The sequence below is a fragment of the Candidatus Omnitrophota bacterium genome (assembly GCA_030688425.1).
In the GTDB taxonomy this organism is placed as follows: Bacteria; Omnitrophota; Gorgyraeia; order Zapsychrales; family JANLHA01; genus JAUYIB01.
Genome location: JAUYIB010000016.1, coordinates 116,315 through 130,144, shown reverse-complemented (window position 1 = coordinate 130,144; position 13,830 = coordinate 116,315). Strand labels below are relative to the sequence as shown.

The 13,830-nt window shown below is 57.7% G+C and carries 14 protein-coding genes and 3 tRNA genes; 1 reads left to right on the top strand and 16 read right to left on the bottom strand.

The genetic code is table 11. From position 1 onward, the window contains the following. Positions 1 to 15 precede the first annotated feature (15 nt). From Q8Q08_06390 to Q8Q08_06350, 9 genes are all read right to left on the bottom strand, one after another. Positions 16 to 1,143 carry an acyltransferase gene (locus Q8Q08_06390; protein MDP2653643.1) on the bottom strand — a complete coding sequence of 376 codons (1,128 nt, stop codon included), beginning with the start codon at positions 1,141 to 1,143 and terminating at the stop codon, positions 16 to 18. Beyond that, on the bottom strand, positions 1,140 to 1,961 hold the full coding sequence (locus Q8Q08_06385; GenBank protein MDP2653642.1) for an aminotransferase class IV: 822 nt from the start codon (positions 1,959 to 1,961) through the stop codon (positions 1,140 to 1,142). The genes Q8Q08_06390 and Q8Q08_06385 overlap by 4 nt, the downstream gene beginning before the upstream one ends. A 183-nt stretch (positions 1,962 to 2,144) precedes the next feature. Then, complete coding sequence (locus Q8Q08_06380; protein MDP2653641.1) at positions 2,145 to 3,506, bottom strand: anthranilate synthase component I family protein; 1,362 nt, start codon at positions 3,504 to 3,506, stop codon at positions 2,145 to 2,147. A 180-nt stretch (positions 3,507 to 3,686) separates the two neighbouring features. After that, the gene (locus Q8Q08_06375) at positions 3,687 to 4,289 is read right to left on the bottom strand and encodes a 3'-5' exonuclease (protein ID MDP2653640.1); all 603 of its coding nucleotides are present in this window, start codon (positions 4,287 to 4,289) and stop codon (positions 3,687 to 3,689) included. After that, entirely contained in the window at positions 4,286 to 5,185 is a 900-nt protein-coding gene (locus Q8Q08_06370) for a hypothetical protein (GenBank protein ID MDP2653639.1), read from the bottom strand. Before Q8Q08_06370 ends, Q8Q08_06375 begins: the two co-directional genes overlap by 4 nt. 46 nt (positions 5,186 to 5,231) lie before the next feature. Beyond that, positions 5,232 to 5,831: a YkgJ family cysteine cluster protein gene (locus tag Q8Q08_06365; protein ID MDP2653638.1), complete on the bottom strand. Its 600-nt coding sequence runs from the start codon at positions 5,829 to 5,831 to the stop codon at positions 5,232 to 5,234. Continuing rightward, positions 5,832 to 6,221: a secondary thiamine-phosphate synthase enzyme YjbQ gene (locus Q8Q08_06360; protein MDP2653637.1), complete on the bottom strand. Its 390-nt coding sequence runs from the start codon at positions 6,219 to 6,221 to the stop codon at positions 5,832 to 5,834. 42 nt (positions 6,222 to 6,263) lie between these two features. Further along, positions 6,264 to 6,584: a methionine--tRNA ligase subunit beta gene (locus Q8Q08_06355; GenBank protein MDP2653636.1), complete on the bottom strand. Its 321-nt coding sequence runs from the start codon at positions 6,582 to 6,584 to the stop codon at positions 6,264 to 6,266. A 25-nt stretch (positions 6,585 to 6,609) separates the two neighbouring features. Next, positions 6,610 to 8,202 (bottom strand): glycosyltransferase family 39 protein, encoded by a 1,593-nt coding sequence (locus Q8Q08_06350; GenBank protein MDP2653635.1) that lies wholly within the window; start codon positions 8,200 to 8,202, stop codon positions 6,610 to 6,612. Between the two features lie 287 nt (positions 8,203 to 8,489). On the opposite strand from Q8Q08_06350, the gene Q8Q08_06345 reads away from it, so the two are divergent. After that, a complete protein-coding gene (locus Q8Q08_06345) occupies positions 8,490 to 10,079 on the top strand; it encodes a hypothetical protein (protein ID MDP2653634.1) in 1,590 nt (529 codons plus the stop codon). Between the two features lie 66 nt (positions 10,080 to 10,145). Here the strand turns inward: Q8Q08_06345 and Q8Q08_06340 are convergent. From Q8Q08_06340 to Q8Q08_06310, 7 genes are all read right to left on the bottom strand, one after another. After that, positions 10,146 to 10,223: transfer RNA gene (locus tag Q8Q08_06340), tRNA-Asp, on the bottom strand. Positions 10,224 to 10,329: 106 nt separating this feature from the next. Beyond that, positions 10,330 to 10,403, bottom strand: a tRNA-Val gene (locus Q8Q08_06335). Between the two features lie 26 nt (positions 10,404 to 10,429). Next, positions 10,430 to 10,503 (bottom strand) — tRNA-Val (locus Q8Q08_06330). Then, on the bottom strand, positions 10,494 to 10,748 hold the full coding sequence (locus tag Q8Q08_06325) for a GIY-YIG nuclease family protein (GenBank protein MDP2653633.1): 255 nt from the start codon (positions 10,746 to 10,748) through the stop codon (positions 10,494 to 10,496). The genes Q8Q08_06330 and Q8Q08_06325 overlap by 10 nt, the downstream gene beginning before the upstream one ends. 174 nt (positions 10,749 to 10,922) lie before the next feature. Then, entirely contained in the window at positions 10,923 to 11,378 is a 456-nt protein-coding gene (locus tag Q8Q08_06320; GenBank protein MDP2653632.1) for a V-type ATP synthase subunit K, read from the bottom strand. Between the two features lie 24 nt (positions 11,379 to 11,402). Continuing rightward, entirely contained in the window at positions 11,403 to 13,187 is a 1,785-nt protein-coding gene (locus Q8Q08_06315; GenBank protein MDP2653631.1) for a hypothetical protein, read from the bottom strand. Further along, positions 13,184 to 13,822, bottom strand: a complete 639-nt coding sequence (locus tag Q8Q08_06310; GenBank protein ID MDP2653630.1) for a V-type ATP synthase subunit D — start codon at positions 13,820 to 13,822, stop codon at positions 13,184 to 13,186. The genes Q8Q08_06315 and Q8Q08_06310 overlap by 4 nt, the downstream gene beginning before the upstream one ends. Between the last annotated feature and the right edge of the window lie 8 nt (positions 13,823 to 13,830).

Below are 13,830 nucleotides of genomic sequence, written 5' to 3'. Positions count from 1 at the left end.
GATGAAAACAGGCCTTTATGGCACGACCCGGTCCCTCAGACGGAGAAAATACTTCTCCCAGGTCCGGGTGGACAGTGTCCCCACGGCCAGGCAGAGGATGACATAAAGAGCAACGGTCCCGATGTGATGAAACGCTCGGACCGGCATCAGCAGCAACAGCGGGAAAGCCACGATATAATGCCACAGATACGTCCCATAGGAACTTTTCCCGACCCAGCGCAGCCAGGGGTGGTCCAGCTGGCCGCTGAGCCCCTTGAGGGCGGAAATGAAAATCGCCCCGGGCGCCAGGTAAGCGATCATGTAGGTGAACCAGACAAACCGCATGACACCGGTCCAGATCAAATAAGCGTACAACAGGATGCCCGCGGCGAAAAAGAAGACCGCCCCTGCGGTATCTCTCTTCCCCGGAGGCGGTGACAGCCAGGGCTCGAGGTATTTCAAAAGACAGCCGAACATCAGCGCGTCAATGCGGTAATGCGTGGTCTGAAAAGCGTGCGCCGAGTCGAACAGGTAAGGAACCAGCCCCTTGTCGATGCCGATAAACTTCACGAGGTTGATCAGCCCGATCACAATCACCAGAAAACAGATCAGGGCCCGGCGGCGGTCTTCAAACCCCGCGGCGCGGCGGCAGACCCAGGCAAGGATCAGCGGATAGATCAGATAAAAATGCTCCTCGATCGCGAGCGACCACGTGTGCGCCAGCACCTGGTCCTGGACCATGTAATTCTGGAGCAGGACAAAATACCCCAGCACTCCCCACAATCCTGCCGTGCCCGCCTTTTCCCCGCCGGGGGCGGAAGAGGTCAGCCAGCAGGACACGGCCAGCCCGATCACGACCGCCAGGAAATACTGCGGGCCGATCTTGAAAAACCGCCGCAGGTAAAACCGCTTCACGCGCACATGATCCCGGAGATCGTCGAGCAGGACACCGGTGATCAGAAACCCGCTGATCACGAAGAACATGTCAACGCCCAGAAAACCCACCCTGGCGAAAAGATGAAAGACCGGGAACAGGGCCGGCCCCAGGATCGTCTCCATGTCGAAAAAATGATCCACATGGTGCATGATCACCCAGAGGATGGATATCCCCCGGAAGGTGTCCATGAACGGATAATAGTTTTTTGATTTTTTTTGCCCGATCATCTTACTGTTCTGTTGTATTCACGCATCAACTTTAACGTCACGCTCCCCGGCCGTCCGCTTCCGATGCCGCGGCCGTTCAAAGATGTCAAAGGCATGATGCCGATCAACGAATTGGTCAGGAACGCTTCGTCGGCAAAGGCCAGATCAGCGCTGCCGCAGGTCCCCTCACGGACCGGGGTCCGCTTCTTCCGGGCCGTTGCCAGGACCCACCCGCGGATAATGCCGGGGAGGCACCCTGTCTTCAGGGACGGCGTGGTTAGCCGTCCGTTGTTCACCCAAAAAATATTACTGCGGCTGCCTTCCACGATCTTTCCGGCGGGGCCGGTCAGGACCGCCTCATCGTATCCCTTTTTGCGGGCGCGCTGATAAAAATCCAGGAAGGGACGATACCGGACGGATTTGACCGACCGGAACATCTCGCGAGCCCGCGCTCCGGCGCGAAAGATCACTGCAGACACGCCGCTTTGGTAAATTCTTTTCGCAAACGGACGATAAGGCTGGGCCGCCACAACGACGCGCCTCCGGCTTCCCTCCTGCCAAACCATCAGGCGGGCCCGCCCGTCGGAACAAGGATTCCGGCGGACCGTTTCCCGCAGCAACGCCCGCAGGACCGCCCGGGGATAAACGGCGGGAATGCGCAGGACCCGCAACCCCTTCTCTAACCGGCCGAGGTGCGCCTCTTCAAAGAAAACCCGACCGCCGACGGCCCGGATCGTCTCAAAGACCCCATCGCCTTTGACATGGCCCGGGGACAACGAACGGAGCTCCCCCTCCTCCGTCTGCCTGAATTTCCCGTCAATAAATATCCACCGTTTCATTTTTTCCTTACGCAATGGTTAGCAAATCTACTCGATAAAGAGGGCCGGGACGGTGTCCCGTGCGAGTTCCGCAGCCCGAGGCTTTCATCCCCCCATCAGAAAAAGCCGAGGAGCGAGGACTGTTTGAGCAAGGGATACCGTCCCGGCCCTCGCACCAAACAGTCCCCTCAAAGGTTATAAAACTTATTGCAAACATTCTCGCATTGCCTTCGCCTTCACCAGGGTTTCCTCGTATTCCGCGTCCGGATCAGAGTCCGCCACGATCCCGCCGCCGGCGTGAAAATAAACCTTTCGCCCCTTCACCAGCATGGTCCGGATCAGAATATTGAAATCCAGATTGCCGGACAAACTGATGTATCCCAACGACCCGGTGTACAACGACCGGCGGGACGGCTCCAGCTCCTCGATGACTTCCATGGACCGGATTTTGGGACAGCCGGTGATGGACCCGCCGGGAAAACAGGCCTTCAAAAGGTCAAAAGCGTCCCTGTCCCTGCGAAGGGCTCCTTCAATGGTTGACGTGGCCTGATAAACCGTCCTGTATTTTTCCAGGGTCCTCATCCGCCGGACCCGCACCGAACCGTACTCGCAGACCCGGCCAAGATCGTTACGCTCCAGATCCGTGATCATCAAAAGCTCGGCTTTGTCCTTGGGACTTTGGACCAGTTCTCTCCGGTTCTCCCTGTCCTGGGTTGATGTCGCCCCCCGGGGCCGCGTCCCTTTCATGGGACGGGTCTCGACATTCCGTCCCCGCAGGCACAGGAACCGTTCCGGAGAACTGCTGACGATCTGAAATCCTCCGGCGTCGAAATATCCCCCGAAACTCGACGGCGAAAGCCGCCGGAGCGATTCATACAAGCGGACCGGACCGATCCCTGATCCCCTTCCGGCCTCGAAACAGAACCGCTGTGAAAGGTTGACCTGATAAATATCTCCCCTGCGGATATGTTCGAGGGCCGCGCGCACGGCCCGGCGATAACCGTCTTTGGTAAAATTACTGCGAAAAGACCCGGCAGGCGCGCGTCCGGCATCAAACCTTGCCGCCACGCCTTCCGACAAACGCTGACGGGCCGCCCGGATCCTCGCCAGGGCCCGTTGGCGTCGGAGGGCCCGGGATTTTTCAGGCAGGCCGGTCGAGGTGATGTGGAGTTTTTTCAAAACGTGATCCACCGTGATCACCGTGTCATAAAATCCGGCCAGGCATTCCGGGGTCCCGATGTCGTCCGGCGTCCTCCGCTTGATCCCCTCAAAATGGAGCCCGAGGTCATAGCTCAAAAACCCCATCATCCCGGCCGGGAACGGCGTCAGTCGACAGGGAGCGGTCTTCCCCGCCTTCAAAAACCGGCGGCGCAGGTTTTCGAAAGCCCGCGGCCCGCTGGCCGAGAACACATCATACGGATCGTATCCGATAAAGGAAAACCGCCCCAACGGAGCGCTCGCAAGACTGCTCTCCAGTAAAAACACATACGGCTTTTCCCGGAAGGCGCTGAAGACCTCAAAACCCCGACCGGAAAAATCCAGACTCTCATGAAAAATATCCATCATTGACCTCAAGCCAAACTGTTGCACAGTACCCGCTTCTTGGATAAAAAGAGCCGGGGCTGTGTTCCGAGCGAGTTCCCTGCCTGCCGGCAGGCAGGCGCAGCCCGAGGCTTTCATCCCTCCATCGGAAAAAGCCGAGGAGCGAGGACTGTCTGAGCGCGGAACACAGCCCCGGCTCTTTCATCAAACGGAAACAGAGTATTCCTCGACGCAGGACCCCAGGAATTCCACGACCAATCCGCTGGAAACCCAGGCCGCCTTTTCCAGCAGTTTGCGAAAAATGGCAAAGGTCAGCTCCACGTCTTCCATGGCCCGGTGCCGCTGGCTGTCGGCCACACCCAGGGCGTACGCCACGGAAACGAGCGAATATCTGTCCAGTCCCGGCATCACCGACCTGGCCAGCCGGACCGTGTCGATGGCATGGACCGGCGACGGGCAGGACAGGCCGGACAGCGACAACTCGCTCATCAAAAAACCCAAATCGAAGCGGACATGGTGGCCGACCAGACAGGCGCCGCCCCAGAAATCTAAAAATTCCGGCAGGACCTCGCCGGCCACCGGCGCGCCGCGCAGCATCTCCGGCGTGATCCGGTTGACCGCGAACGCGCCCCAGGAGATGTCCCGGCGGGGATCCACCAGGGAATGGAACCGCGCCACGGGCTTAAGCCCTTTGACCTTCAAGGCCGCGATCTCGACAACACGGTCGCCGTTGCCCGGTGAGAGCCCCGTGGTTTCGACGTCGAAAAACACCAGCTCCTGATTTTGCAAATCGCGGATATCTGTCATATCTTCAATCGCGTCACCGTGTAGGATGGCCACAGGATCGCCGGCTTGAACGACATCTTCGTACGGGCCACGTTGGCCATGGCAAAATCGTCCATGGCGTTGACAAAGCGGAACCGGCGGATGTCCCCGTCGTCGCACAGCGCGCGGAAGATCGTCACCGCGATGCCTTTGAACTGCAGGTCCGCCACCTCGCACAGGATGCAGAAGATCTCCGGAGTCAGCGCGTATCCGAAGGTGTACGCCCGGACAGTTCCGTCCACCGAGATCACGCGCCCGGTCAATCCCAGCGCGGAGGCAAACCGCATGATCCGTTCATGCACGCGGCGGTTATCATCCAGCATCTGCCGGTAAACAGCGTCGGTATTTTTCTCCCGCCGGTCTGCGCTCCAGCGGTCGTACAGGTCCAGGCACGCCGCCGTGTCGCCGGCCGCAAAAAAACGGAATTCAAAATCATAATGTTTCACGAAATAGTTGCAAAGGGCCCGCTGGGACTTGTAAGCGTTGCCGGACAGCAGGGCGATGTCTTCCCGGACATAAATGTATTCGTGCCCTTTGGACTGATGACGGAACCTGTCCTCCGGGAAATGCCTGCGCCAGGATTCTGGCACGTTGTCGATGCGGGACACGCCCCGCCCGCGGTTGGCCTGGTGCATGAACTCAAAGGCGGCATCCGCGGCCTTCGGGCTGAACTCCCGGCCCAGGGGCGGGAGATAAAGAAAGGTCCCGATGTCGTCGGAGGCGAAAACGCACAGATTGTCTTCAATGGCCCGGAATTCAAACCGGAAGAAATCCGCCCACGTAAAAACGCTCACAAACGAAAATGCCGACAGCGGGCAGGCGCAGGCGGCGGCATACCGGTCGAACAGCGGCTTCTGTTTTAGAAGGTCGTCGGACATCGTCCGGATTTCCCGCGGTCCCAACCTCGGAGGTTGAAAGTTGGCCTCAACCTCCGAGGTTGAGATCAAGCTCGAAAAGGGGTTGAAGTTCGTCCTGGTATTCCGAATAATCGCCGATCAGCGCCGGATGCTTCTCCAACATGTCCCGCACGTCCGCCCGCCGGAAAAATTCCCGCAGATACGCGGCATACGCGTCAAACTCGGCCGAATCTTTTTTTTCCTGGACATAAGGGCAGTTCAGATGGACGCACACCGCCGCGCGGCCCTGACGCCGGGTGAGCAAAAAAGGATACAATTGACAGTCGAACGGGCGGGCATGATACATCCCGCAGGTATTATGCTGGGGATTAAAAAAAGTACAGATACAGCCGTCTTTGTGCGGAATGGCCTTGAGCCGGCCGTCGGAAGCGACGTTGGTCTTCAGGAAGACCTGATCGGCCAGCTTCGGTGAAGTCCCACGGGCAGAGGCCCGTGGGGCGGAATCCCGAGCGAGGGTATGACCCGAGCCGAGGGTCCGGGTCATCTGCGCGATTTCCTCCGCGCTCACCTGGGGCCGCCACGCGCTGGTGTCTTCTTTGAACCGGCAGCAGCCGTCGCAGGACAAACAGACCTGCGAAGGCACGAATGGCTTCATGTCCTTGATCATTTACTCCCCCATGAACTGCGCAACCAGCTTGCGTTCCCGGCGGCGGTTATCGAAATCCAGAAAGATGATCTGCTGCCAGGTCCCGAGGATCAATTCATGGTCCTTGAAGGGCACGGTCAAGGACGGGCCCACCAGGGAGGCGCGCAGGTGCGAATGGGCGTTGCCATCGCCCCACGCCTGGTCGTGGTGATAATGCCCCCGGGGGATCAGTTTCTCAAAAATTTCCTTGAGGTCCTGCACAAGCCCGGGCTCGAACTCGCAGGTCGTCAAGGCGCCGGTGGAACCGACCACGCTCACGGTCACGATCCCGCTTTTGATCTTGAGACTGCGCAGGATCTGCCGGACCTTGGGCGTGATGTCGATCACGTCCGTGTCCCCTTTGGTTGACATGGGGATGTATTCCGTAAAGATCGCCACTGGACTCCCTCCTCCCTATTTCACAATACTGCCCAGGGCCACGTCCCGGTCCGGCTTCAGGACCGTGATCCCGGCCTCATCGGTGGCGGCCAAAACCATGCCCTGCGATTCCTGGCCGCGGATCACGGCCGGCTGAAGGTTATTGACGACGACCACCCGGCGGCCGATGAGCTCCTCCTTGGTGTAGGATTTGCGGATCCCGGCGACCAGCTGTTTAATTTCCTTGCCCGTGTCGACTTTAAGGACATAGAGCCGGTCCGCGTCCGGATGCTCCTGGACCTCCTTGATCTGGGCGATGACCAGTTCCAATTTCTTGAATTCTTCGATGGTAACCATGGTGTTGTCTCCTTGATTGTTGGCGCTATGGGATCGCTTCGGCAATCGCCATGTATTTAGGGTAAAGTTTCGATTTCGGATACAGCCGCATCGCCTGCCGGAACGCCTCCCGCGCTCCGGCCCGGTCGTTGTCTCTCAGCAAAAGCAGCCCGATATAATAATGCGTCACGGAATACGCCGGGTCCATCTTCAGGGCCTCTTCGTAAAACTTGCCGGCCCTGCCCGCGTTGCCGGACAGAAATTCGGCGTACCCCAGGTCGGCGAGGATAAAGGCGTTGTAGTAATCCACGGCCTTGAGCCCGCGCGTAAAGTACCCGATGGCTTCGTCGTATCCGCCCTTTTCAAGCAAGGATTTGCCCAGGCCGTAATACGGCGTCATATTTTTGGCGTTCAGCGACAGCCAGTAGCGGCAGTAAATCTCCTGATGGCGCCACAGCGCGTTGTGATTCAGCGCATGCATCCACAAATACCCGGCGAGGACCGCGCACAGCGCGAGCCCCAGTTTCGGGTTGATGCGCGCCCGGAGCGCGATGAGACCGCGGGCCGCGAGGATAAAAAACCCGATGGACGAAAAATAAAACCAGTGCGGCTCAATGATCGGCTCGGAAAACGGGTAATAGGCGAAACTGGCCAGCGCCATCGGCGCAAGGCCGATCAGAAAAACCATAAGGCCGAACGGCAGAACGCCGCGCCGCCCCTTCGCGAATGCCCAGTAAACCAGTCCCGCCATCACGGCCGCCCCGATCGTCGTGATTTCCCAGGACCCGGGCCGGACCGTGTCTCCGGTCCAGAGGAACAGGACCCCGTGCCCGGTGGCAAGCTTTTCCATATACCAGGCCAAAAGCTTGAACAACGCGGCCGCGTACACCTCCACCGGCGGAAATACCGGGATGGTTTTATGCGTCGTTGAGGTCAGGCTGAACACCGTGAAACGGAACGCCAGATACGCGACCGCAATCACCGCGTACGGCAGGCACACACGCGCCGCCCGCTGCCAGGGGGCCGGTTTCAAAAAGATAAAATACAAAACACAATACGCCGGCATGACAATGGCCTGCTCATGCGACAAAAGCGACAAGACAAAGAACAGGAGACTGGCGGGATAACAGCCCTTCCGCCCGGTCCCGCCGTCATACGACAAAAAAAACAAAAAACTCAACTGGGCAAAGATCACGGCAGAGGCGATGACGCTGGCCGTGATGTAATTGACCAGCATCCCGTTGATGGGATGCACGGCAAACAACAGCCCGGCCAGAAGGGCGAGCGCCCTGTCCCCCGAAACCTTGCGAACCAGCAGAACATTCAGAAAACAAATGACGGCGAACAAAACTAGGTTGGCCATGTGATACGGCCACGCCAGGCCGCCGAACAGGCGGTGGCAAACCCAAAGGAACACATGCCCGGCCGGGCGGTAGAAATCCCATTGATAGCCGGTGAACAATCCCGCCAGCGACTTATTCTCGACCCCCTTTTCGCCGAACAGGACCAGAAAATCATCCAGAAGAAAGTCACCGCCCAGACTGTTGAAATAAACGGCAAAGGCCAGCCCCAGGCACGCCAGCGCGGGCCACACCCAGTCTTGCCGAAAGCGCGGCGCATGATCTGTCGGGTTACGCATCGTCGGGTATTTTACCATCATTCCCCACGGTGCCATAACCAAATTTTGGGTGAATCGTGTTGCCGGAGAACGCCTTCTCTCGTATAATCAATAAGCGCATCATTTACAGAACACGAGGGGCGATTGTAAATGATCTGCGTGAACCCATGCGTTTCAGTAAAGGTGCCTTGGCCCAGAGGGGCCAAGGTATTGACCCTGCGAAGGTGAGCGAACTCGCGAGCGAACGGTGACGGAGCAGGGTCACCATGCCTTACACGTCCACCCAAAGCCCCAACCCAAGGCCGCCCATGAAAACGAACCGCTGGCTCATGCCGTTGCTGGTCGCCTCAGCCGGTGTTCTCATCCTCCTGCATCACATCACCTATCAGCCAGCCCTGTCCCAGGGCGACCACGGACGCGACCTTTACGCCGCGGCCGCGTCCTTGCGGGGAGACGTCCCTTACCGGGATTACTGGTGGGTGTACGGCCCCCTGATGCCTTCTTATTACGGCCTGTTCTTCAAGTTTTTCGGCATGACCGTCCCCAGCATCCTCCTCGGAAAGCTGGTCCTCAACGTCCTGAGCGGCGTGTTGTGCTATCTCGCCCTTTCCGCGCTCATGGCTCCTCTCTGGGCCTTTCTGGGGGCGCTGTGGTTCTGGAGTTTCCAGCCGGATTTCTTTTTCACCTACAACCACGCCGGCGGGATCACCATGATCACGGCGGTCATCGCCGCCCTGTTCTCCTACCTGGCCGGGGGGAAAGTCCGGTTCCTCTGGCTGGGCTTGACGGCGATCTTCATCCTCGGCCTCATCAAAGTGAATTTCGGGCTCTGCGCGCTGTTTTCATTCTCGGCCTCGGTTTTTGTCATTGACCGCATTCAGGGATACGCCAAACCCTCCGGCCGGAAACTGTTTTACCTCACGGCGCTCGGGTTCCTTCCCCTGGCCTTTTTCGCCGTTTACACCCTGCTCCTGCAGGGCCTGCCGCTCTACTATATCCGGCAATGCCTGCCGTACCTGAGAAGCGACCACCCCTATCACATGGCGTTTCTGGATGTCGTGAGGCTTTGGATCGACGGCACATGGATGAACATGAACATCAGCTGGCCGAACAGATTTTTCGGGGTCCTGATCCTCGCGGCAACGCTGCAGTCCGCCGCGCTTGTCTCGCAAAAGGCCGTGGAGCGCCGGACGGTCCTGGCGGCGGGGATCCTGGTTTTCTTTTACGTGACCCACCTGCACGAATTTCTCGATGGCGGGGTTTTCTACCGGACGTTCTGGTCTAAACCGTTCAGCATCCTGTTGACGTTCCTGGTCCTGGAGACCGCGTTCCGGCGGATGGCCTCCGCGGTGAAAGTCCTCCTCTTTGGCACCCTGCTCTTGGCCGTGGCCCTCAACCTGTTCGAGCAGATCGACATCATCCGCGCCAAAAAACTCCCCGAGCAATACCTGGCCCATCCGCGGGCGGAGGTCATCACCGGGAATGCGCCCCAATGGATCGACACCGTCCAGCGGACGACCGGATATCTGGAAACGCACCTCAAGAAAGACGAGACCTTTTTCGCCCTGCCCTATGACGTGATCTACTACTACCTCTCCGGCCGCGCGTCCCCCACGCGTCAACTCATCTTTTTTGAACACATCAACATCACCCCGGAACAGGAAAAAGACATCATCGCCGGGCTGGAGGCAAAAGGCGTCCGCACCATCGTTCTGTCCAGCCGCATGCGCGTCCGGATCGAGGGCGGTATGGGAATTTTCGGAGAGACCCACTGTCCCCTGCTGTGGCAGTATATCCAAACCCATTACAAACCCGCGGCCCAGTTCGGCGACTGGGTCAACGAGCCCGGCTGGGCATGGAACCATGGGACGGTGGTTTTGGAAAAGACGGGGGAATAGTAAGGCCGGTCAAATTTCGTCTGACTCAACAAAAAACCCCACTCTTTAGTGGGGTTTTTTGATTTATGGCGGGGACGACGAGATTTGAACTCGCGATCTTCAGCTTGACAAGCTGACATGTTAACCAGGCTACACCACGTCCCCGGTAGAAAATTCCGGATTCAGTATGGGATAAAGTTTACTGTCTCCTCTTTGTTTTGTAAAGAAAAATTTTCTCCAGGCAAACCACGCCCGAGCCCGTCGAATCATATGGACAGTGCAGGAGTCGAACCTGTCGCCCTTTTGAATGTAAATCAAATGCTCTATCAGCCTTCGGCTGAAACTGGAGGCCGAGGGAAACGCCTCTAAAATGGGCGATAGAGGAATCGAACCCCTGACCTCCCGGATGTAAGCCGGACGCTCTAACCATCTGAGCTAATCGCCCGTGTTGTCCAACATGTCATCCAAAAACTTTCTTCCAACTCCGCTCTTCAGAAATCTCTCCCTTTTCCTCGCTTCCGAATTGGTAGGATACGACTCGGAATAAATCAACCGAAACGGCCCATTTTGCTTCGTCCATGTGTTAGATCCCTGATTATGCTGTTTGAGTCTTTCTTCCGGCAACAGTTGCGTGCTGCCAACATACCTTTTATTATTCTTGAGACTTCTTAAAACATAAACGTAAAACATAATACCAGATGCTCTAACCTCCGCCGAAGGCGGATCAGCCTTTGGCTGAAACTGAGCTAACCGCCCCATGTTTCCTTCATCATAAAGATTTACAGATGAAAATGGGGTGTGTACTTGTTTCCTCTGCCACTTGTCTTATTTTCTCAAGGGAAACAAGTACCGCCCGATTCTTCCTTAGCCGGACACTTTTTCAATGTTGATCAGCAAAAACACCATGACGAACAAAGCCACGGATTCAATGATCCCCAGGACCATGAAATAATTCCCGGTCCCTTTGCCGGTTTCCGCGTAAGCATCGGACGCGGCGGCACCGGCCTTCCCCTGCATCCAGGCGGACACGCCCATGGCGATCCCGCCGAGAATTCCCATGCCCCATAAATAATGGCCCTTGACGGCCGCTTCCACGATGAACTGCATGATGATGAAACCATAGATCGTCTGCGAAAGCGGGGCCCCGACGAAGGCCACAAGAATGAAAGGCGCGCTTTTGCCCTGGGCAAAACATTTCTTCCAGGCGCCGATCGCGGCCATGCCTGCCGCCCCGGCCCCCAGGCCAGAACCCACCGCGGCCAGGGCCAGCGAACCGGCCAGACCCAAATCCTTCAATTGCACCAAAAGGCTGTTCTCCATGCTCCTTCTCCTTAATGAATATGGTTAATATGACTTCTCTGTTTCCGTCTTCCGTAAAGGATCGTACTCAACCCCCGACCATTCCAAATTCATGTGCGAAGAAAATTCCAGGACGTTCAACCGGATCCCGTGAACGACGACCGCCAGCGCGCACAGGATCAGGTTCAACAAGTGGCCGAAAACAAGGATCAGGGCCGCCCCGAATCCGGCCAGCACGCTGTTCATTCCGATGCTGCCGGCGATCTGGTTAAACGCGTCCGCCACAGCCACCGTGGCCAAACCCACCGCGAAGAGACGGATGTAAGAAACAATATCGGAAAAATTATTGATGAACGTCAAGGCATTGGCCAAAAGAACGCCCACACCCGAGAGGACCCCTTTCAGCACATTTTTCTGGGGACGGCTGAAAAGCACGATCAGGGCGAGCCCCGCGAAAAAAAACGGGCCGCCCCAGGAGGGGATCGGCTCCTTCAGGATCAGGAGATTGACCAGAAAAAATGTCGCCCAAAGGACCAACAACCAGCCCCCCTCGGCAAGCGCCGTCAACGAGGGCAGCCGCACGATCATCCGCCAAACATGGGCAATGCTCAAATGGACGACCGCGATGATAAAACACAATTTCTGGATATTGTGATATTCCGTCAACCACGGGACAAGAGGCGGCCATTTTCCTGCAAGCCACGCCTGGCCGAAAAAGCTTCCGGTCAGGACCCCCCAGAGGATCGCGCAGCCGCTGAGAACATACATCAGGACAAAAGCCGGCCTCATCGCGGCTTCGCTTTTATTCTTTCGGTGAAACAGGGCGGTGGCTAAAAAGAACATCGTCCCATAGCCGATATCCCCCACCAGGATCCCGAAAAACACGGAAAAGAACACCAGGAACGTCCAGCTGACATCCGCCTCCCGATATCCGGGCAAAATATTCATAAAGTTAAAAATGGGGGTCACCAATCCCACCCATTTCGGATTACGCAAAAATGTCGGCACGTTGTCATCGGGTTCCGGGTCCTGGATCATCAGCGCCCAGGAATTTTTCTGCGCCGCGGCCTTTAACAATTCCATGCTGGGCTCCGGGGCATACCCCTGCAGATAGACAAGCCCGTCGGAAGACCCCATGGATTCCGCCGCTTCGGCAAAATGCAGTTCCGCCGTCAGCACTTTACAGTGCCGCTTGAGGCCGCCGGCCAGCACCGCACCCTGCCTCAACTGCTCCTGCAGATTTTTGAGGGCCGCGAGGTCTCTTTCCCTCTCGCCCCGTATCTCGCGCAAGCCTTGCTTCGGCAAGGGGACGACGGGAAACAACGGCTTTACGCCGCGCCGGGACAGCACCAGACACCGGAGCAGGGGGCCCTTGCGGCTAACGACCTGGACAACATCGTCCGCGGGAAAATCCCGCAAATCTTCTTTTCGCAGTTCGCACAAATAAGCATCAATGCCTGCCGGCGCAAGGTCCCGGACCGATTGAGGATCGAAAGACCCCCATGGCAGATAGGCCTCGATCTCCGCCTGGCCGCGGGCCAAATTCGTCTTCAACTGCTCGATCTTTTCCGCGATCGAAATGACTTCCCTGGCCTTTTCAAGCCAGCTTTGCGGACGAGCGCCGCCCAGGGCTTTGGGCTTGAAGTTCGATAACACATCGATCGCTTTTTCCAAATCCTGGATCTCGGACTTGACCCGCGAGGACCCGGGTTTCTCCGTCGAATTTTTCCGCTCCACATGGACCATCCCCAGGTCACGCAGGTCCGCCAGGGCTTGCGAGGCCTCACGGCTCAACGTCATCACAACGATCTTCTTCATCGGCACGATCATGCGGGGCTCCCAACCAAGGCGCTCTCAGCGATCTTCTTCTTGGCGACCTTGCCGATCCCGACCGCGTTGGCCTGCTGGTCGCCGAGATAAATCCGGATCACGCGGATATTGTCGCGGCATTCCGGAATTTTGACCTTCTCGAACAGGTTGACCCGCTGGGTGGTGATCCGCAATTCGTGCTGGAGGATCTCGATCTGCCGGCGAATCACATTGATCTCGGCAAGCAGGGTGACAATTTCACGCAACCGCGCGACCGCCTCGTCCACCCAGAGCGGCGTCGCGTACAGATCATATTCCGCTTCAGAAAAAACAATGTCCCGGAAAACCGGGATGTTGGCGCCGGCGATGTTCACCTGGGTCGTGATCACCTGCCGGGGAACCAGGAATGCCTGCAGATCAAACGGCGGCCGGACGTCCTGGAGCAGAGGGTCGGCCAGAAGGCCCACCCAGGCCTGCAGGACGGATTCTTTCCGGCGGATACCGGCCTCCAGGGCCTCGATCCTCTGCCGCGATTCCAGGATCTTCATCTGCAGCTGCTGTTTTTTCAACTGCAGTGTCGGCAGATAATGCTCGAACTGTTTGAGGCTGTCGCGCTGGCGCTTGAGTTCGCCTTTGGTGAGTTTGATTTTAGACATGATGGATT